This window comes from Pseudomonas brassicacearum, assembly GCF_000585995.1.
Lineage (GTDB): Bacteria > Pseudomonadota > Gammaproteobacteria > Pseudomonadales > Pseudomonadaceae > Aquipseudomonas > Aquipseudomonas brassicacearum_A.
The window spans coordinates 1262073-1280572 of record NZ_CP007410.1 but is presented as its reverse complement, the minus strand read 5'-3'; the positions used below and the strand labels follow the sequence as shown (position 1 = coordinate 1280572).

The window sequence follows — 18500 nt, the reverse complement described above, 5'->3', positions numbered from 1 at the left end:
CTCCCCATGAAACGGCCGACGCAAGGTCGGCCGTGAAATACAGCCACGCAGTAACGCGACCTAGTGTTTAACGGCCCGACGAAGGTTTCGCCGAGCCGAGATCTTCAGAAACTGACCGCCCATGCTCATTTCATTTCGCGCCAAGGGCCAGTTTGGCGACTTGTGGCGCCGGCTGGTAGCCCGGAATTACCTGACCGTCCGCCAAAACAATCGCTGGCGTCCCGTTCACACCTATTGACTGTCCGAGGGCGAACTGCTTGGAAACCGGGTTCTCGCACTTGGCGGCCTTGATTTCCTTGCCGTCGACCATCTTGTCCATGGCCGCTTTCTTGTCCTTGGAACACCAGACCGCCTGCAACTGTTCGTCACCCGGCGAGCCCAGGCCCTGGCGCGGGAACGCGACGTAACGCACTTCGATACCGCGCTTGTTCAGCTCCGGTACTTCGGCATGGAGCTTGTGGCAATACGGGCAGGTGGTGTCGGTAAATACCGTGATGTGGGACTTGGTTTCACCCACCGCAGGGTAAACCACGGTTTCGGCAACCGGAATGCCGTTGATCAGTTTGGAAATGCCCTGGCGCTCGGTGATCTCGGTGAGGTTGACCGGCTTGCCGTCCTTGAGCTCGAACAGGTTGCCCTGGACGATGTACTGGCCATCGGCGCTGGCGTAAAGCACGCGGCTGCCCTTGAGCTTGACCTCGTACAGACCGGACATGGGGCTGGCGGAGATGGTTTCGATCGGCACTTCGAGCTGAAGGTTTTCCAGGCTCTTGCGGATAGCCTTGTCGGCCGCGTCGTCGGCGATGGCAAAGGTACTGGCCAACGCAATGGCGGCGGCGGTGAACATCTGGATCAAACGCATGGGGACTCCTGAGGCGAACAAATGGGACGGGGAAACGCCGACCCGCAGATTCGGGTTCCGGCCGCCCACTGTGCAAACCGGCAAAGCCTACCACATAAGGGCTGCGTGGCCGAATGCCGCTGACGCACGACGTTTTGTAAGCACACACAGGATTGATGTCGGCTGACACGCCGTCATCGCGAGCAAGCTCGCTCCCACAGGGATTTGTGGTGGACGCACAATTGCGGCCCGGCACAGTTCCAAAATGTGGGAGCGAGCTTGCTCGCGATGGCGTCAGCTTTGACAACATCGCGGCAGATGTCAGCCCCGTGGATGATGCTTGGCATGCAAGTCCTGCAACCGCGCCCGGGCCACATGGGTGTAGATCTGGGTGGTGGACAGGTCGCTGTGGCCCAGCAGCATCTGCACCACCCGCAAGTCGGCGCCGTGATTGAGCAGGTGCGTGGCGAAGGCATGGCGCAAGGTGTGGGGCGAGAGGGACTTGCCGATCCCGGCCACCTTGGCCTGGTGCTTGATGCGGTGCCAGAAAGTCTGGCGGGTCATCTGCTCGCCGCGCAGGCTTGGGAACAGTACATCACTGGGGCGCCCGCCCAGCAGTTCATGGCGGGCATCGCGCATGTAGCGCTCGACCCAGACGATGGCCTCTTCCCCCATGGGCACCAGGCGTTCCTTGCTGCCCTTGCCCATCACTCGCAACACGCCCTGGCGCAGGTTGACCTGCTCCAGCGTCAGGCTGATCAACTCGGTGACCCGCAGGCCGCAAGCGTACAACACCTCCAGCATGGCCCGGTCGCGCTGGCCGATGGCTTCGCTGAGGTCCGGCGCCGCCAGCAATGCCTCCACATCGGCTTCCGACAGGGACTTGGGCAGCGGACGGCCCAATTGCGGCATTTCCACCCGCAAGGTCGGATCCACCGCGATCAGCTTTTCCCGCAGCAAATAGCGATAAAACCCACGTAGACCAGAGAGAAACCGTGCGGTGGATCGCGGCTTGTAGTTCTGCTCCAAACGCCATGCCAGGTGATCGAGGATCAACTCCCGCCCGGCGTTGGCCAGCTCCAGGCCTTTTTCCTGCAGCCAACCGTTGAACAGGGCCAGATCGCTGCGGTAAGCATCGCGGGTGTTATCGGACAGGCCCTTCTCCAGCCACAAGGTGTCGAGAAACTGGTCTATCAGCGGATGATCGATGGCTGGCATAAAGACTCATGGAAGATGCGAACACGGGCTGCATCGAAATAGAAGATGAAGGCATGCAGGGTGCTCAAAGACCAAATCGCAGGCAACAAAAAAGCAGCCCGCAGGCTGCTTTTTTTGCATCGGAAGCTGGACTTAAGCCAGTTTTTCCTTGATGCGAGCTGCTTTACCGGACAGGTCACGCAGGTAGTACAGCTTGGCTTTACGCACGTCACCGCGACGTTTCACAGCCATGCTGTCGATTTGCGGGCTGTAGGTCTGGAAAGTACGCTCTACGCCAACACCGTTGGAGATTTTACGAACAGTGAAAGCACTGTTCACGCCACGGTTACGCTTGGCGATAACGACACCTTCGAACGCTTGCAGACGCGAACGGTCGCCTTCCTTCACTTTCACCTGAACGACAATGGTGTCGCCCGGGGCAAAGGTAGGGATTTCTTTGGTCATCTGCTCTGCTTCGAGTGCAAGGATGATTTTGTTAGTCATGCTGTGCTCCTAAGGCAAGTCATCGGACTCACCATCGATACGTTGTTAACTATCGTCCCGCTCGCGGATGTATTCCTCGAGCAGCTTCTTCTCTTCTCCAGAAAGCGAGCGGCTTTCCAGAAGATCGGCGCGTCGTTCATAGGTCCGACCAAGGGACTGCTGTAAACGCCAACGCCGGATGTGCGCGTGGTTGCCACTTAGCAACACGTCGGGAACACGCTGATCCGCATACACCTCCGGTCGGGTGTAGTGCGGGCAATCCAGCAGACCATCCGTAAAGGAATCTTCCTCAGCGGAATCTGCATGCCCTAAAGCTCCGGGCAGCAGTCGTGTAACCGCATCGATCAGGACCATCGCCGGCAGCTCGCCGCCAGACAGTACATAGTCGCCAATCGACCACTCTTCATCGACATGAGCTTCAATGAAACGCTCGTCAATGCCTTCATAACGGCCGGCAATCAGGATCAATGCATCCGAATTCGCCAGCTCGCGTACCGCCGACTGAGTCAGCTGGCGGCCTTGGGGCGACAGGTAAATCACCTTAGCGCCCTCCCCGGCTGCGGTCCTGGCCTGAACCAGAGCGTCTTCCAGGGGCTTGATCTTCATCACCATGCCCGGACCACCGCCAAACGGGCGATCGTCCACAGTGTGATGCCGATCCGTGGTGTAGTCCCGCGGATTCCAACAGGTGAGCTGCAACAGCTCCTGTTTCACCGCGCGGCTGGTTATGCCGTACTCGCTGATGGCGGAAAACATCTCGGGAAACAATGTGATGACTTCAACGCGCAAATTAGCCACGTTTAGAAATCCGCATCCCATTCCACCTTCATCTCGCCTGCTGCAAGGTCGACGGCCAACACGCATTGCTCGGTATAGGGCAACAGGCGTTCGCGATCATCCAGGCTGCCGACGCAAGGCTTGACCACCATGACATCGTTCGAACCGGTCTCGAGCAGGTGATCGATTTTCCCGAGCAATTGCCCGAGGTGGTCGATAACCTTCAGACCCACCAGCTGGTACCAGTAGTACTCGCCGTCGGTCAGTTCAGGGAACAGGTTGCGCGGCACGCAGATCTCATAACCGGCCAGAAGACGCGCTTCTTCACGATCATCGAGATCCTTGAGCTTTGCGACCAGGAACTTGTCGTTCCCGCGTCCGCTGACCAGCTCAACCTGTTTCACGCTACCTTCGCGCTTGAGCGTCCAGGTTTTGTACTCCAACAGGTTTTTGATCGGATCAGTAAAGGAATACACCTTCACTTCGCCGCGAACGCCATGAACAGAATAGATCTTGCCGACAACGATCAAATCATCAGCATCTTTTGGCGTCGCGTTCATATTGCTCAGGCCGCAGCCTTAGCCGTTTCCTTCAACAACTGAGCAACGCGCTCAGAAGGTTGTGCACCAACGCTCAGCCAGTAGGCTACGCGCTCTTGGTTCACGGACAGACGAACTTCCTGACCACGGGCAACAGGGTTGAAGAAACCAACCTGCTCCTTGTGGGAACCGTCACGCGGGTTGCGGCTGTCGGTTACGGTCAGGTGGTAAAACGGGCGCTTTTTGGAGCCGCCAAGGGCAAGACGGATTGTTAGCATGTGAACATCGTTCCTGTAGTCGGTGCTGCAAATCTAAATGCACAGCGGGCATAGGTGCCCGAAAGGCCGCATATTCTAAGGAATATCCGGACTTTTGCAAATGTCTTTTTCCGGCGCCTGGCGCCATGCGATCAAGATTTGCCATGGAGCCGTCATGAAAAACGGCAGGTCAGCTCCCGCATAGCACGGGTTTGCTGGAGATCCCCGCATCCGTGCGGGGCAACGCCGGCGTGACAGCCGGCGCAGATTCTTTACATTTTCGGCATGCCACCGCCGGGCAACATACCGCCCATGCCGCGCATCATCTTGGCCATTCCGCCTTTTGCGGAGAATTTCTTCATCATCTTCTGCATCTGCTTGTGCTGCTTGATCAAGCGACCGATGTCCTGCACCTGGGTACCGGAGCCCATGGCGATACGACGCTTGCGCGAACCGCTGATCAGCTCAGGGTCGCGGCGCTCGGCCGGGGTCATGGAGTTGATGATGGCTTCCATCTGCTTGAACTGCTTCTCAGCCGCGCCCTGGGCATTGCCCATCTGCGCCAGGTTCACGCCACCGATGTTCGGCAGTTTGTCCATGAGCCCGCCAAGGCCGCCCATGTTCTTCATTTGTTGCAGCTGGTCGCGGAAGTCTTCGAGATCGAAGCCCTTGCCCTTCTTCAGCTTCTTGGCCAGTTTGTCGGCCTTGTCCTTGTCGAGGGTCTGTTCGGCCTGCTCGATCAGGCTGAGCACGTCGCCCATGCCCAGGATACGCGAAGCAATACGCTCGGGGTGGAACGGTTCGAGCGCTTCGCTCTTCTCGCCCATACCGATGAACTTGATTGGTTTGCCAGTGATGGCGCGTACCGACAGTGCGGCACCGCCACGGGCGTCGCCATCGACCTTGGTCAGGATCACGCCGGTCAACGGCAGCGCATCACCGAACGCCTTGGCGGTGTTGGCCGCGTCCTGGCCGGTCATCGCATCGACCACGAACAGGGTTTCCACCGGGTTGATCGCGGCATGCAGCGCCTTGATCTCGCCCATCATCTCTTCATCGATGTGCAGGCGACCGGCGGTATCGACGATGACCACATCGATGAACTTGAGCTTTGCTTCCTTAATGGCCGCCTGGGCGATGTCCACCGGCTTCTGGCTCAGGTCGGACGGGAAGAATGTCACGCCGATGTCGTTAGCCAGGGTTTCCAGTTGCTTGATCGCCGCCGGGCGATAGATGTCCGCGGAGACCACCATCACCGACTTTTTCTTGCGCTCTTTAAGGAAGCGCGCCAGCTTGCCGACCGTCGTGGTCTTGCCCGCGCCCTGCAGACCGGCCATCAACACTACGGCGGGTGGCACGGCGCTCAGGTTCAGGTCTTCGTTGGCGGCGCCCATCAGGCTTTCGAGCTCGGCCTGGACGATCTTCACGAACGCCTGGCCCGGCGTCAGGCTGCGCGACACCTCGGTACCGACGGCGCGTTCCTTGACCGAATTGACGAAGTCCTTGACCACCGGCAGGGCGACGTCGGCTTCGAGCAACGCCATGCGCACTTCGCGCAGGGTGTCTTTGATGTTGTCCTCGGTCAGTTTCGCCTTGCCGGTGACATGGCGCAGCGTCTGCGAGAGACGGTCGGTTAGGTTTTCAAACATGCGCGATCCTTTCAGGCCCAGATGTGACCGGGATAATGGCGGCCCAGACCGTGAAAAATGTGCTCGGCGAGCCTGCGGCGTGGGCAGGTCGCGGATTATAGCGAAGAAGCGGGCGACGTACAGCTCGCTGTCAGTTGCGGTGGTCTTTCGTGCGATGGGGGTTCTATGCCAAACTCAGCGCCTTTCGGGCTTGCCTAACAGGATTTATGCTCCCCTTGTCACCCAGTTTGCTTGCCACTCTCGCCGCCGCTTGCCTCTATGCCGCTGCGACCTTCTATCAAGGCTCCCGCCTGGCCACCGGTGCCAAGGCGAACAAACGCCTGCTGGTCACGCTTGGCGTGCTGGCGGTGCTCGGCCACGCGGCCAGCCTTTATACCCACTTGATGACGCCGATCGGCCTGGGCCTGGACTTTTTCAACGCCGCCAGCCTGATTGCCGTGGCCGTGATCGCCCTGACGTTGCTGGCTTGCTCGCGCATCCCGGTGGAAAACCTGCTGGTGCTGCTGTTCCCGCTGGGACTGGCCACGGTGCTGCTGGCGCAGTTCACGCCGTCGGGCACGGTGCAGATCATCGACGAAGAGCCCGGCATCCTTGCCCACATCCTGCTGTCGATCCTCGCCTACGGCCTGTTCACCATCGCGGTGTTCCAGGCGTTGCTGCTGCTGGTGCAAGATCACCAGCTCAAGAACAAGCACCCCTCCGGGCTGATCCGCAACTTCCCGCCGCTGCAAACCATGGAAAGCCTGCTGTTCGGCTTCCTCTGGGCTGGCTGGACCCTGCTGTCGTTGTCGCTGCTCTCCGGCTGGCTGTTCGTCGAGAACCTGTTCGCCCAGCATTTGGTGCACAAAACCCTGCTGGCCTGCCTGGCGTGGGTGGTGTTCAGCGTGTTGCTGTGGGGCCGCACCCGTCTCGGCTGGCGTGGCCATAAAGCGATTCGCTGGACCCTGGCCGGCTTTTGCCTGCTGATGCTGGCTTACTTCGGCAGCAAGCTGGTCCGTGAATACATTCTGCATATCTGACGGACGGCCCTGATGGATACCTTGCCCGTGGGGCCGTTGCTCGCAGTGTTGGTCGTGCTGATCCTCTGGTCGGCCCTGTTCACCGCGATCGAAGCCGCTCAATTGCACCTGTTGGCCCAGCGCAAGGCCTCTCGCGCCAACGACAAACCGCTGGTGACGCTGAACTTCCCCCGGGACAGCCTGATTCTGTGCAATACCCTCTGCCGCACCCTGACAGTGGTGATCGGCACATTGCTGGCGATTTTTACCTGGCTGGAGAACGGCCCCTGGATGGCCTGGCTCGGCACCAGTGCAGCCCTGCTGGTCTTTGCCGATTACCTGCCGCGCACCCTGGCCACCCGCCAACCCGACGCGGTATTGGCACTGGGCAACGCCCTGCTTGGCGTGCCCCTGAAGATTCTTTATCCCTTTGCCTGGCTGTTGAATGGCATCAGTCAGTTGCTGCTGCGTCCATTTGCCCGCAAACGCAAGGTGGTACAGCAAAGCGACGACGAGCTACCCGCGCCGGTGCGCAATGAGCACGAACCTGAGCACCGCAACAGCCGGCTGCATACGATTTCCGGCATCCATGCCCTGGACAACATTACCGTCAATGACATCCTCCTGCCCCGCAGCGAGGTCGATGGCATCAACCTCGACGACCCCATTGGCGACATCATTGAACAATTGCGCCTGAACCGTCGTACCCGCCTGCCGGTGTTCCACAGCGACATCAACCAGGTCGAGGCGGTGCTCAACACCCGCCAGATCCGTCATCTGCTGGCGGACGCGAGCCTCACCAAGGAAGCCCTGCTGGCCGCCTGCCACGAACCTTACTTCGTGCCTGAAAGCACGCCACTTCAGCTGCAATTGTTGAATTTCCACAAGCAGCAACGGCGCCTGGGCATGGTGGTGGACGAATACGGCGAAGTGCTGGGCATTGTCACTCTGGAAGACATCCTCGAAGAAATCGTCGGCGAATTCGAAAGCCAGCACAGCCTCGACAACCCCCACGTCCATCCCCAGCCCGATGGACGCTTGATGATCGATGGCGCCGCGTCGATCCGCGAACTGAACAGAACCCTGGGCTGGCATCTGCCCTGCGACGGCCCCAAGACCCTCAACGGGCTGGTGACCGAAGCGCTGGAAACCATCCCTGAAAGCCCGGTGTGCCTGAAGATCGGCCGTTATCGGCTGGAAATCATCGAGACCGTGGACAACCGCGTCAGCCAGGTGCTGGTGTGGCATAACAGTTCGGTGCCTGCAGTTTCCTGAAACTCCTGTTTGGATCGGGTGCAGGGCAGCCCTTGTGGCGAGGGAGCTTGCTCCCGCTGGGCTGCGCAGCAGCCCCAAAGCAGCAAATGCAGCCTGTCTGGCACACCGGCCAGGTTTCAGGGCTGCTTCGCAGCCCAGCGGGAGCAAGCTCCCTCGCCACAGGGTTCTGCACAAGCGTCACGAATGTGTGCAGGCTCACTTGTTGATTCGTTAGCCCCCTTCCTATAATCAATCCGCTTACCCAGCCCCGCCCGAACCCTGTGCTTACCCCGCACTTAGCCGGTTCCGGTCAGACCATCAGCAAAATCCGCATCAGCCTTGCGACTGTTCCTACCCGAAACAGCGAGGGTGCCCAAACCCACATCCCTGGGTGTTCAACCATAATAATTCGCTCCAACGGAGCACATGACTGTCAGGGATAACTGCATGACAACCACCACTTGCAACGAGGCTGTGCCTGCCCAGCCGACGAACTCCGCCACCCGCGTGGCAACCGCGAGTTTCATCGGCACCGCCATCGAGTTCTACGACTTCTACGTCTACGCCACGGCCGCCGCCCTGGTGATCGGGCCGGTGTTCTTCCCACAAACCTCAGGCACGGCGCAGATGCTGTCGTCCTTTCTGACGTTCGGCATTGCCTTCCTCGCCCGCCCACTGGGATCGGCGCTGTTCGGCCACTTCGGTGACCGGATCGGGCGCAAGTCCACGCTGGTGGCCTCCCTCTTGCTGATGGGCGTCTGCACCACCCTCATCGGCGTGCTGCCCGGTTACGCCAGTATTGGCGCCTGGGCGCCGATCCTGTTGTGCCTGCTGCGTTTCGGCCAGGGCCTGGGGTTGGGCGGTGAATGGGGCGGCGCGGCGTTGCTCGCCACCGAGAACGCCCCCAAAGGCAAGCGCGCCTGGTTCGGCATGTTCCCGCAACTGGGCCCCTCCATCGGCTTCCTCGCGGCCAACGGGCTGTTCCTGACCCTGGCCATGACCCTGGACGACGAGCAGTTCCGTTCCTGGGGCTGGCGGATTCCGTTCCTGCTCAGTGCGGTGCTGGTGATCGTCGGTCTCTATGTGCGGCTCAAGCTCCACGAAACCCCGGTATTTGCCAATGCCATGGCCCGTCAGGAACGGGTGAAAATCCCCTTGGTCGAGCTGTTCAGCCAATACTGGGCACCGACGGTGCTGGGCGCGGCGGCGATGGTGGTGTGTTACGCGCTGTTCTACATCTCGACGGTGTTTTCGCTGAGTTACGGCGTGGCCACCCTCGGCTACAGCCGCGAGACGTTCCTGGGCCTGCTGTGCTTTGCCGTGCTGTTCATGGCGGCTGCCACGCCCCTGTCCGCCTGGGCCAGCGACCGCTATGGGCGCAAACCGGTGCTGCTCATCGGCGGCGTGCTGGCGATTGCCTCGGGTTTCGCCATGGAACCCTTGCTGACCCACGGTTCGACCGCAGGCGTGGCGCTATTCCTGTGCCTCGAGCTGTTCCTGATGGGCGTAACCTTCGCACCCATGGGCGCCTTGCTACCGGAGCTGTTTCCAACCCACGTGCGCTATACCGGCGCGTCGGCGGCCTACAACCTGGGCGGCATCGTCGGCGCCTCGGCCGCGCCATTCTTCGCTCAGAAGCTGGTGGCGATGGGCGGCCTGAGCTACGTCGGAGGCTATGTGTCGGGGGCCGCGGTGCTCAGTGTGATCGCCGTGTTGTGCCTGAAAGAGACACGCCACAACGATTTGAACAGGGTCGCCTGAACAGGGAGCCGGACCTGGCAACAGGCCCGGCTCCAGACCTGTCGGACGCCTGAACAACGTTCAATGAAATACCCGCTAACATTCACCCACCATTGAAACCACCCCCGCCTGCCCCATCTAAGACCCATACTCCATTGCGCAGGTGCCCCATGAGCGACCAGCACTCTACTGAAGCCACGAACGAATACGCTGACTCCGAACACATCGAACACACCGCTTCCGGCACCGGCCTGGCCCTGCCTGGCCAGAACCTGCCGGACAAGGTCTACATCATCCCCATCCACAATCGTCCGTTCTTCCCGGCCCAAGTGCTGCCGGTCATCGTCAATGAAGAACCCTGGGCCGAGACCCTGGAACTGGTGGCCAAGTCCGAACATCATTCCCTGGCGCTGTTTTTCATGGACTCGCCCCAGGAAGACCCGCGCCATTTCGACACCTCGGCGCTGCCGCTGTACGGCACGCTGGTCAAGGTGCATCACGCCAGCCGCGAGGCCGGCAAGCTGCAGTTCGTTGCCCAGGGCCTGACCCGCGTGCGCATCCGCACCTGGCTCAAGCACCACCGCCCGCCGTATCTGGTGGAGGTCGAGTACCCGCACCAGCCAAGCGAGCCGACCGACGAGGTCAAGGCCTACGGCATGGCGTTGATCAACGCGATCAAGGAACTGCTGCCGCTCAATCCGCTGTACAGCGAGGAACTGAAGAACTACCTCAACCGCTTCAGCCCCAACGACCCCTCGCCGCTGACCGACTTCGCCGCCGCCCTCACCTCCGCCACCGGCAGCGAGTTGCAGGAAGTGCTCGACTGCGTCCCAATGCTCAAGCGCATGGAAAAAGTGCTGCCGATGCTGCGCAAGGAAGTCGAAGTGGCGCGGCTGCAGAAAGAAATCTCCGCCGAGGTCAACAACAAGATCGGCGAACATCAGCGCGAATTCTTCCTCAAGGAGCAGCTCAAGGTCATCCAGCAGGAGCTGGGGCTGACCAAGGACGACCGCAGCGCCGACCTCGAACAATTCGAGCAACGCCTGGAAGGCAAGACCCTGTCGGCCCAGGCGCAGAAGCGCATTGAAGAGGAGATGAACAAGCTCTCCATCCTGGAAACCGGCTCGCCGGAATACGCCGTCACCCGCAATTACCTCGATTGGGCGACTTCGGTGCCGTGGGGTGTGTACGGCCAGGACAAACTCGACCTCAAGCATGCCCGCAAGATTCTCGACCAGCACCACGCCGGCCTGGATGACATCAAGGACCGTATCCTGGAATTCCTCGCCGTCGGCGCCTACAAAGGCGAAATCAGCGGCTCCATCGTGCTGCTGGTAGGCCCGCCGGGCGTAGGCAAGACCAGCGTCGGCAAGTCCATCGCCGAATCCCTCGGGCGGCCGTTCTACCGTTTCAGCGTCGGCGGCATGCGCGACGAGGCCGAGATCAAGGGCCATCGGCGCACCTACATCGGTGCCCAGCCGGGCAAGCTGGTGCAGGCGCTCAAGGACGTCGAAGTGATGAACCCGGTGATCATGCTCGACGAGATCGACAAGATGGGCCAGAGCTATCAGGGCGACCCGGCTTCGGCCCTGCTGGAGACCCTCGATCCGGAACAGAACGTCGAGTTTCTCGACCACTACCTGGACCTGCGCCTGGACCTGTCGAAAGTGCTCTTCGTCTGCACCGCCAACACCCTGGACTCGATCCCCGGCCCGCTGCTGGACCGGATGGAAGTGATTCGCCTGTCGGGCTACATCACCGAAGAAAAAGTCGCCATCGCCAAGCGCCACCTGTGGCCCAAGCAACTGGCCAAGGCTGGCGTGTCCAAGGCCAGCTTGAGTATCAACGACAGTGCCCTCAAGGCCCTGATCGATGGCTATGCCCGTGAGGCCGGGGTGCGACAGTTGGAGAAACAACTGGGCAAACTGGTGCGCAAGGCCGTGATGAAGCTGATCGATGACCCGAAAGCCATCATCAAGCTTGGGCCGAAAGACCTCGAGGCGTCCCTGGGCAAACCGGTGTTCCGCAACGAGCAGGTGCTGTCCGGCATCGGGGTGATTACCGGCCTGGCCTGGACCAGCATGGGCGGCGCTACCTTGCCGATCGAAGCGACGCGCATCCATACCCTCAACCGCGGCTTCAAGCTGACCGGGCAACTGGGGGACGTGATGAAGGAATCGGCGGAAATCGCCCACAGCTACGTCAGCTCGCACTTGAAGCAATTTGGCGGCGATCCGAAGTTCTTTGACGAGGCCTTCGTCCACCTGCACGTACCGGAAGGCGCCACGCCCAAGGATGGTCCAAGTGCCGGGGTGACCATGGCCAGCGCCCTGCTGTCCCTGGCCCGTAACCAGCCGCCGAAAAAAGGCGTGGCCATGACCGGCGAACTGACCCTCACCGGGCATGTGCTGCCAATTGGCGGGGTGCGCGAGAAGGTGATCGCGGCGCGACGGCAGAAAATCAACGAGCTGATTCTGCCGGAAGCCAACCGGGGCAACTTCGAAGAACTGCCGGACTACCTCAAGGAAGGTGTGACGGTGCACTTTGCCAAGCGGTTTGCGGATGTGGCCAAGGTGTTGTTCTGAGGACCCTGTAGCGCCTGCAATGGCCTCATCGCGAGCAAGCTCGCTCCCACAGTGGATTTGCGGTGTTCACAGCATTTGTGATCCACACCAAGCCCTGTGGGAGCGGGCTTGCTCGCGAAGGCGGCATCGGCAACAACACTTGCCCACCTGACACACCCAGTAGCATCTTCGGTTATGCTCGCCGTTCGTCGTGAATGCCGGAGCCGTTGCCCTTATGTCCCTCACTCGCCTGCTTGTCCCCGTCAGCCTCGCCCTGTTGAGCGCCTGCGCCACGCAAACCAGCAACAACGTGACCGTGGAAAAACTGAGCCAGTGCCCGGTGCGACTCAACAGTGGGCAAAACCTGATCCTGAGCTTGCCCAGCAACCCCACCACCGGTTATCGCTGGGCGATCCAGGATTCAGCGGGCGGCGTGCTGAAGTCTCTTGGGCCTGAGGTTTATCGCAACCCGGAGGATGCCGGCATCGTCGGTGCCGCCGGGGTGTCGACCTGGCGCTTCCAGGCGTTCAACGCCGGCACCGGTCGCTTGCGCTTGACCTATCAACAACCCTGGGCACCGGAAGTGCCTCCGGTTGAAACCTTCGACTGCGCCATTGCGGTGAAATGATCGTGGGTTGGCTGATCCTTGCATTGATGGGCGCAGCCACCTACCTGTATGGCCTGACCGTACACGCCACGCTGCTCTGCCTGCTGGTCAAGCCGATGCCGGTGCTGGCCCTGCTCGGCTGGCTGCACGATGCGCCACCCGGCGAGTATCGACGCTGGATCAGCCTGGGCTTGATCTTTTCGCTGGTGGGCGACGTGTTGCTGGCTTGGCCGGGGGACCTGTTCGTGTTCGGCCTCGGCGCGTTTCTGCTGGCGCACCTGGCGTACCTGAAAGCCTACCTCAGCGATTGTCGTCGCCCGGCGCTGTTGCCGCTGGCCCTGGCTTCGGGTATCGGCGCGGCCCTGCTGGGGATCCTGATGTCGAACGGCCTCGGGCCGCTGTTGGTCCCCGTCATAGTCTATGGCCTGGTCATCAGTACCATGCTCTGGCGAGCGCTGGCGCGACTGGGCACCGAAGCGCCGAAACGCTCGGCCTGGCTGGCTGCCGCCGGGGCGCTGGCGTTTGTTTTTTCCGACAGCCTGATCGGCATCAACCGCTTCGTCGCGCCCTTCCATGCCGCGCCTTACCTGATCATCATCAGTTATTGGCTGGGCCAATGGGGCATTACAGCATCGGCGTTCGCCCAAAAGCCACACTGAGCCAGATAATGTGGGAGCGAGCTTGCTCGCGATAGCTGTCTGTCAGCCAACATTATGGCTGGCTGAACCACCCCAATCGCGAGCAAGCTCGCTCCCACCGCTTTTTTAGTTAAAATGCCGGCCTTTTCACCCCCATGCCGCTGGAACCGCCGTGAGCAAAGAGCCCGATCGCCTATTCGCCCAACCCCTGGCCCAAGTGCCTGACTTCGCCTTCAACGAGGACGTGGTGCGGGTGTTTCCGGACATGATCAAGCGTTCGGTGCCGGGTTACCCGACCATTGTCGAGAACCTCGGCGTGCTCGCCGCGCAATTCGCCCAGCCGGGCAGCGTGCTCTATGACCTCGGCTCGTCCCTGGGCGCGGTGACCCAGGCGCTGCGCCGTCATGTGCGCACCGACGGTTGCCGGGTGATTGCAGTGGATAACTCGGCGGCCATGGTCGAGCGCTGCCGGGAATACCTCAACGGCCAGGACTCGATGTTCCAGGAGCTGCTGCCGGTGGAGGTGATTGAAGGCGACATCCTCGCCCTGACCTTCCAGCCAGCCTCGGTGGTGGCGTTGAACTTCACCCTGCAATTCATCGCGCCAGACCAGCGCACCGCACTGTTGAGCCGCATCCGCCAGTCGCTGCTGCCCGGTGGCGCGCTGATCCTGTCGGAAAAGCTGCGCTTCAACGATGCCGAGGAACATGCACTGCTCAACGACCTGCATGTGGCGTTCAAACGCGCCAACGGCTACAGCGAGCTGGAAATTGCCCAGAAACGCAGCGCCATCGAAAACGTCATGAAGCCCGACAGCCTCGAAGAACACGGCGAACGCCTGCTGGCGGCCGGGTTCTCGAAAGTCGTGCCGTGGTTCCAGTGTCTTAACTTCGCCTCGTTGATTGCCCTGCCATGATTGATCTGTCTCCCCTCGCCCGCCACTTGGCCGGCACGCCCCTGGCCGATTGGGCTGCGACGCTACAGGCGCAACTCGACAGCAAGATGGAAAAGGGCCACGGCGACCTGGAGCGCTGGCAGAGCGCCCTCGACGCCTTGCCGGTGCTGCAGCCGAGCGAGATCGACCTGCTGAACGGCCTGACTCTCGATACCGACTGCTCCGACGAAACCCGCGCACAGATGCGTACGGCACTGATGGGCCTGTCGCCGTGGCGCAAAGGGCCATTCGACCTGTTTGGCGTGCATGTGGACACCGAATGGCGCTCGGATTGGAAGTGGTCGCGGGTGGCGCCGCACCTGGATCTCAAGGGCAAGCGCATCCTCGATGTGGGCTGCGGCAACGGTTACTACATGTGGCGAATGCTCGGCGCCGGGGCCGACACCGTGATCGGCGTCGATCCCAATTGGCTGTTCTTCTGCCAGTTCCAGGCCGTGCAACGCTACCTCGCGCAGCCCAATGCCTGGCACCTGCCGTTTCCGTTCGAGGCCTTGCCGCCGGAGCTGGAAGGCTTCGACACGGTATTTTCCATGGGCGTTTTCTACCACCGCCGCTCGCCCATCGAACACCTGCTGGCCCTCAAGGACTGCCTGGTCAAGGGCGGCGAACTGGTGCTGGAAACCCTGGTGATCGAGGGTGACGAGCATCAGGTGCTGGTGCCCGAGGATCGCTATGCGCAGATGCGCAACGTCTGGTTCCTGCCCTCGGTACCGGCCCTGGAACGTTGGCTGCGCCGCGCCGGGTTCAGCGATGTGCGTTGCGTGGACGTGAGCCTGACGACCGTGGAAGAACAGCGCAGTACCGAATGGATGAAGTACCAGTCGCTGAGTGACTTCCTCGACCCTGCCGACCACAGCAAGACCATCGAAGGGCTGCCGGCGCCGATGCGTGCAGTGATTGTGGCGCGTAAATAAATACCCCAGACACAACCCCTTAGGGGAGCCAATGCTGTTCACTAGAGGTGGTTAGCATCATTGTGGCGAGGGAGCTTGCTCCCGCTCGGCTGCGCAGCAGTCGCAAAACCTGCCAAACGGTTTTTCCTGATGCCCGGGTGTTGAATGGTTTGGGTCTGCTGCGCAGCCCAGCGGGAGCAAGCTCCCTCGCCACGGGTTATGCGTTCAATCTTGCGATTTGGCCCTTCGCGCCTTGAAGAACTCACTCAACACCGCGCTGCACTCCTCGGCCAGCACGCCCCCTTCATACATCACCCGATGATTCAGGAACCCCTGGCTGAAAAACTGCCCCTGGCTCTGCACGATGCCGGCCTTGGGCTCCAGGGCGCCGTAGACGACCCGGGCGATGCGCGAGTGGACGATGAGGCCGGCGCACATGCTGCACGGCTCCAGCGTCACATAGAGGGTGCTGCCGGGCAGGCGATAGTTGCTCACCGCCTGGGCGGCGGCGCGGATGGCGACCATTTCCGCATGGGCGCTGGGGTCGTGGCCGCTGATCGGGCAGTTGAAGCCGCGCCCGATGATCTCGCCGTCCTGCACCAGCACCGCGCCCACGGGCACTTCGCCCAGGGCGGCACCTTGGGCGGCGAGCGCCAGGGCTTCGCGCATGAAGTCCTGGTCGCGGCTGCGGTCGATGATTTTGGCGGGGCGAATCTGGCGCATCACGCCACCTCGATGGCGGCCATCAGGCCGGTTTCCATGTGGTCGATCACATGGCAGTGGAACATCCACACGCCTGGATTATCCGCCACCAGCGCCACCTGCGCCCGCTCGTTCTTGCCCAGCAGGTAGGTGTCGGTGAAGTACGGCACGACTTTGTGGCGGTTCGACGCGATCACCTTGAAGCTCATGCCGTGCAGGTGGATCGGGTGCTGGTACTGAGTCATGTTCTTCAATTCGAATATGTAGCTCTGGCCTTTTTTCAGCGTGGCGATCGGCCGGTCGGCGCAGGTCTTGTCGGTGATGTCCCAGGCCTTGCCATTGATCTGCCACAGGCTTGGCGGCTTGCCGTTGTCGACGTTGACCGACACCGAACCGACCCATTCGAAATTGAAGTTGAGTTTCTCGGCATTGGCCAGGTCCGGTTCGGACACCGGGTTAGGCGGCAGCGCCGGCGGCCATTGGCTCGGGGCGTCACTGTTAGGCACCGATCGCAGGGTGCCCAGGCGCACCGGGCCGTTGCGCAACGATAACTCCTCACCGGCCGGCGGTGCCTTGATCGCCAGGCAAATGCGCATGCCCGGGCCAAGCCAGTATTCCTTGCCCAACGGGCGCGGTTCGATGGGGTTGCCGTCCAGCGCATAGATCTGCGCTTCAACACCTGGGATGTTGATACGGTAAGTCAGGGTGTTGTCGAGGTTGAGCAAACGCACCCGGGTGATCTGCCCGGCCGGCAGGTCGATCACCGCCTGCGGCACGCCGTTGATGGTCGCCAGGCGCCCGGCCGTGCCGCCACGGGCTGCTTCACGGGGAATGCTGAAGGCGACGAATTCACCCTGTTCATCCACGTGCCAGCTCTTGAGGCTCAGGGTCTGTTCGTATTTGAAGCCGGTGGGCTCACGCTCTTCGATGATCAGCGGTCCCACCAGCCCACGCCCGAGCTCTTCGCTGCTGTTGACGTGGGGGTGATACCAATAGCTGCCAGCGTCCGGCACGCGGAATTTGTAATCGAAGTATTCGCCCGGCAGCACCGGCAACTGCGAGACGTACGGCACACCGTCCATCTCCAGCGGCAGACGGATCCCGTGCCAGTGAATGGTGGTGGCAACCGGCAGGTGATTGATGAAGCGTACCCGCAACCACTCGCCCTGGCGCACCCGCAGCTCGGTGCCCGGCGCCGAGGGGCCAAACGCCCAGGCCTGGGTCTTGTGCCCAGCGACCAACTCGACGTCCAGGGGCGCGGCGATCAGTTCATAGTCGTGACCGGCTTCGGCATCCGCCATCTTGCCCAGCCAATACCGCGAAGCACCTCCCGCGCCTACGCCAACGACAACAAGACCGGCCAGGCCACCGAGTATTTGGCGACGGGTAAAGGACATGGACACAACCACCTATTGAATCTGCGGCGAACCGGGAGGTCCGCAAAAGGCGAATACGATACACCCGCAGATGAGAAACAGTAAGGTCAGCGAAAATGAAAAAAACAAAATGAAAATGCCCTAGGGAAGTTATCCACAGGGCATTTTTCGTGCACATCGAAGCAGAGCTTATCGGCAGGATCAATCCATTCGCGGGTTACACATTGCTGCGCCGCGGCGTGAAGAAGGCCAACGCCGCCGCCACGATGAGCAACGCGGGCACATCGCCCACCAGATGGCCGACGTGGCTTGTCCCGTCCATCTCGACGCCAAAGGACTGCACGGCCATGATCGCGCCGTGCACGACGCTCGACCACACGGTGAACCAGATCAGGCTCAGATGTTTCATCGGATCACGCGACGCCATCAGCAGGAACACGCCGAGGGTCGCGTAGATGCCGACAATCATCAGCGGATACTGGGAATGGCCGCTGTGCCACGCCCAGCCGGACGGCCATAGGATCATTAGCGGCCAGATCGCGAATATGGCGATCAGACCGACTACGATCAAAACGATGCGCAAAGCGGCAAGTCGTTGGGTGTCGTTCATGACGGGCTCCTTATTGCGGCGTGACAGTTGCCGTAACTGGATGCCCGTGAGTATAGAACGCTCCCCGGTGCGTACCCCGTCAACCGATACCGTCAGTCGTCTCGACGGTTCAGGCCCGCAAGCCCGTAATCAGATGCACCACACCGTTCTCCAGTGTCATCACCCCGGCCACCCCGGCCGCGCTCAACCCGGTCCGGTCGATCAGGGCCACATCCCGCAACTCCACTCGCAGCCGCGTCAGCGCTACGGGTTGATGGTGCTTGAGGTTATCCACGCCACCCAGCGCGGCGACGATGGCCGGTGACAGTTCATCACCCGCTGTCGCTGGCCTGGGCTCTTCCGGTACCAGGTCCGGGGTCAGGGCTTTCCAGAATGCCTGTTGCAGTTTGTCGAACATGT

Annotated in this window: 19 protein-coding genes; 8 read left to right on the top strand and 11 right to left on the bottom strand. The window is 61.4% G+C overall.

Annotation, left to right across the window (positions count from 1 at the left end; translation table 11 throughout):
* Positions 1 to 130 precede the first annotated feature (130 nt).
* The 7 genes from CD58_RS05455 to ffh form a co-directional block, all read right to left on the bottom strand.
* A complete protein-coding gene (locus CD58_RS05455) occupies positions 131 to 862 on the bottom strand; it encodes a DsbC family protein (protein ID WP_025212045.1) in 732 nt (243 codons plus the stop codon).
* A gap of 300 nt (positions 863 to 1162) precedes the next feature.
* Complete coding sequence (gene xerD / locus CD58_RS05450) at positions 1163 to 2059, bottom strand: site-specific tyrosine recombinase XerD (RefSeq protein WP_025212044.1); 897 nt, start codon at positions 2057 to 2059, stop codon at positions 1163 to 1165.
* 132 nt (positions 2060 to 2191) lie between these two features.
* Positions 2192 to 2542 (bottom strand): 50S ribosomal protein L19, encoded by a 351-nt coding sequence (gene rplS / locus CD58_RS05445; protein WP_003175895.1) that lies wholly within the window; start codon positions 2540 to 2542, stop codon positions 2192 to 2194.
* Between the two features lie 45 nt (positions 2543 to 2587).
* Positions 2588 to 3361, bottom strand: coding sequence for a tRNA (guanosine(37)-N1)-methyltransferase TrmD (trmD, locus tag CD58_RS05440; RefSeq protein WP_170845966.1), 774 nt, complete (start codon positions 3359 to 3361; stop codon positions 2588 to 2590).
* Positions 3343 to 3879, bottom strand: a complete 537-nt coding sequence (rimM, locus tag CD58_RS05435) for a ribosome maturation factor RimM (protein WP_025212043.1) — start codon at positions 3877 to 3879, stop codon at positions 3343 to 3345. The genes trmD and rimM overlap by 19 nt, the downstream gene beginning before the upstream one ends.
* 5 nt (positions 3880 to 3884) lie before the next feature.
* Positions 3885 to 4136, bottom strand: coding sequence for a 30S ribosomal protein S16 (gene rpsP / locus CD58_RS05430; protein WP_025212042.1), 252 nt, complete (start codon positions 4134 to 4136; stop codon positions 3885 to 3887).
* 251 nt (positions 4137 to 4387) lie between these two features.
* Positions 4388 to 5764, bottom strand: a complete 1377-nt coding sequence (gene ffh, locus CD58_RS05425; RefSeq protein WP_025212041.1) for a signal recognition particle protein — start codon at positions 5762 to 5764, stop codon at positions 4388 to 4390.
* Between the two features lie 206 nt (positions 5765 to 5970).
* Here ffh and CD58_RS05420 point away from each other — a divergent pair, with 206 nt between their 5' ends.
* From CD58_RS05420 to cmoB, 8 genes are all read left to right on the top strand, one after another.
* Positions 5971 to 6783, top strand: coding sequence for a cytochrome C assembly family protein (locus tag CD58_RS05420; protein ID WP_025212040.1), 813 nt, complete (start codon positions 5971 to 5973; stop codon positions 6781 to 6783).
* 12 nt (positions 6784 to 6795) lie between these two features.
* Entirely contained in the window at positions 6796 to 8037 is a 1242-nt protein-coding gene (locus CD58_RS05415; protein ID WP_025212039.1) for a CNNM domain-containing protein, read from the top strand.
* Positions 8038 to 8463: 426 nt separating this feature from the next.
* Positions 8464 to 9777: an MFS transporter gene (locus tag CD58_RS05410; RefSeq protein WP_025212038.1), complete on the top strand. Its 1314-nt coding sequence runs from the start codon at positions 8464 to 8466 to the stop codon at positions 9775 to 9777.
* 149 nt (positions 9778 to 9926) lie between these two features.
* Complete coding sequence (gene lon / locus CD58_RS05405) at positions 9927 to 12341, top strand: endopeptidase La (RefSeq protein WP_025212037.1); 2415 nt, start codon at positions 9927 to 9929, stop codon at positions 12339 to 12341.
* 214 nt (positions 12342 to 12555) lie between these two features.
* Positions 12556 to 12948: a protease inhibitor I42 family protein gene (locus CD58_RS05400; RefSeq protein ID WP_025212036.1), complete on the top strand. Its 393-nt coding sequence runs from the start codon at positions 12556 to 12558 to the stop codon at positions 12946 to 12948.
* Between the two features lie 2 nt (positions 12949 to 12950).
* Complete coding sequence (locus CD58_RS05395) at positions 12951 to 13586, top strand: lysoplasmalogenase (protein ID WP_025212035.1); 636 nt, start codon at positions 12951 to 12953, stop codon at positions 13584 to 13586.
* Between the two features lie 151 nt (positions 13587 to 13737).
* Positions 13738 to 14481: a carboxy-S-adenosyl-L-methionine synthase CmoA gene (gene cmoA / locus CD58_RS05390; protein ID WP_025212034.1), complete on the top strand. Its 744-nt coding sequence runs from the start codon at positions 13738 to 13740 to the stop codon at positions 14479 to 14481.
* Positions 14478 to 15434 carry a tRNA 5-methoxyuridine(34)/uridine 5-oxyacetic acid(34) synthase CmoB gene (gene cmoB, locus CD58_RS05385; protein WP_025212033.1) on the top strand — a complete coding sequence of 319 codons (957 nt, stop codon included), beginning with the start codon at positions 14478 to 14480 and terminating at the stop codon, positions 15432 to 15434. Before cmoA ends, cmoB begins: the two co-directional genes overlap by 4 nt.
* Before the next feature lie 204 nt (positions 15435 to 15638).
* Here the strand turns inward: cmoB and tadA are convergent, their stop codons facing one another.
* The 4 genes from tadA to CD58_RS05365 form a co-directional block, all read right to left on the bottom strand.
* Complete coding sequence (gene tadA / locus CD58_RS05380) at positions 15639 to 16136, bottom strand: tRNA adenosine(34) deaminase TadA (RefSeq protein WP_025212032.1); 498 nt, start codon at positions 16134 to 16136, stop codon at positions 15639 to 15641.
* Entirely contained in the window at positions 16136 to 17512 is a 1377-nt protein-coding gene (locus CD58_RS05375) for a multicopper oxidase family protein (protein ID WP_025212031.1), read from the bottom strand. Before CD58_RS05375 ends, tadA begins: the two co-directional genes overlap by 1 nt.
* A gap of 196 nt (positions 17513 to 17708) precedes the next feature.
* On the bottom strand, positions 17709 to 18101 hold the full coding sequence (locus tag CD58_RS05370) for a DUF6632 domain-containing protein (RefSeq protein WP_025212030.1): 393 nt from the start codon (positions 18099 to 18101) through the stop codon (positions 17709 to 17711).
* A 109-nt stretch (positions 18102 to 18210) separates the two neighbouring features.
* Positions 18211 to 18498, bottom strand: coding sequence for a PTS transporter subunit EIIB (locus tag CD58_RS05365; protein WP_025212029.1), 288 nt, complete (start codon positions 18496 to 18498; stop codon positions 18211 to 18213).
* Positions 18499 to 18500 lie beyond the last annotated feature (2 nt).

What these genes read in the sequence shown, in the direction of transcription:
- CD58_RS05455 (WP_025212045.1), bottom strand. Translation starts at nt 862, where the DNA reads ATGCGTTTGATCCAGATGTTCACCGCCGCCGCCATTGCGTTGGCCAGT.
- xerD (WP_025212044.1), bottom strand. Translation starts at nt 2,059, where the DNA reads ATGCCAGCCATCGATCATCCGCTGATAGACCAGTTTCTCGACACCTTG.
- rplS (WP_003175895.1), bottom strand. Translation starts at nt 2,542, where the DNA reads ATGACTAACAAAATCATCCTTGCACTCGAAGCAGAGCAGATGACCAAA.
- trmD (WP_170845966.1), bottom strand. Translation starts at nt 3,361, where the DNA reads ATGGGATGCGGATTTCTAAACGTGGCTAATTTGCGCGTTGAAGTCATC.
- rimM (WP_025212043.1), bottom strand. Translation starts at nt 3,879, where the DNA reads ATGAACGCGACGCCAAAAGATGCTGATGATTTGATCGTTGTCGGCAAG.
- rpsP (WP_025212042.1), bottom strand. Translation starts at nt 4,136, where the DNA reads ATGCTAACAATCCGTCTTGCCCTTGGCGGCTCCAAAAAGCGCCCGTTT.
- ffh (WP_025212041.1), bottom strand. Translation starts at nt 5,764, where the DNA reads ATGTTTGAAAACCTAACCGACCGTCTCTCGCAGACGCTGCGCCATGTC.
- CD58_RS05420 (WP_025212040.1), top strand. Translation starts at nt 5,971, where the DNA reads ATGCTCCCCTTGTCACCCAGTTTGCTTGCCACTCTCGCCGCCGCTTGC.
- CD58_RS05415 (WP_025212039.1), top strand. Translation starts at nt 6,796, where the DNA reads ATGGATACCTTGCCCGTGGGGCCGTTGCTCGCAGTGTTGGTCGTGCTG.
- CD58_RS05410 (WP_025212038.1), top strand. Translation starts at nt 8,464, where the DNA reads ATGACAACCACCACTTGCAACGAGGCTGTGCCTGCCCAGCCGACGAAC.
- lon (WP_025212037.1), top strand. Translation starts at nt 9,927, where the DNA reads ATGAGCGACCAGCACTCTACTGAAGCCACGAACGAATACGCTGACTCC.
- CD58_RS05400 (WP_025212036.1), top strand. Translation starts at nt 12,556, where the DNA reads ATGTCCCTCACTCGCCTGCTTGTCCCCGTCAGCCTCGCCCTGTTGAGC.
- cmoB (WP_025212033.1), top strand. Translation starts at nt 14,478, where the DNA reads ATGATTGATCTGTCTCCCCTCGCCCGCCACTTGGCCGGCACGCCCCTG.
- tadA (WP_025212032.1), bottom strand. Translation starts at nt 16,136, where the DNA reads ATGCGCCAGATTCGCCCCGCCAAAATCATCGACCGCAGCCGCGACCAG.
- CD58_RS05375 (WP_025212031.1), bottom strand. Translation starts at nt 17,512, where the DNA reads ATGTCCTTTACCCGTCGCCAAATACTCGGTGGCCTGGCCGGTCTTGTT.
- CD58_RS05370 (WP_025212030.1), bottom strand. Translation starts at nt 18,101, where the DNA reads ATGAACGACACCCAACGACTTGCCGCTTTGCGCATCGTTTTGATCGTA.
- CD58_RS05365 (WP_025212029.1), bottom strand. Translation starts at nt 18,498, where the DNA reads ATGTTCGACAAACTGCAACAGGCATTCTGGAAAGCCCTGACCCCGGAC.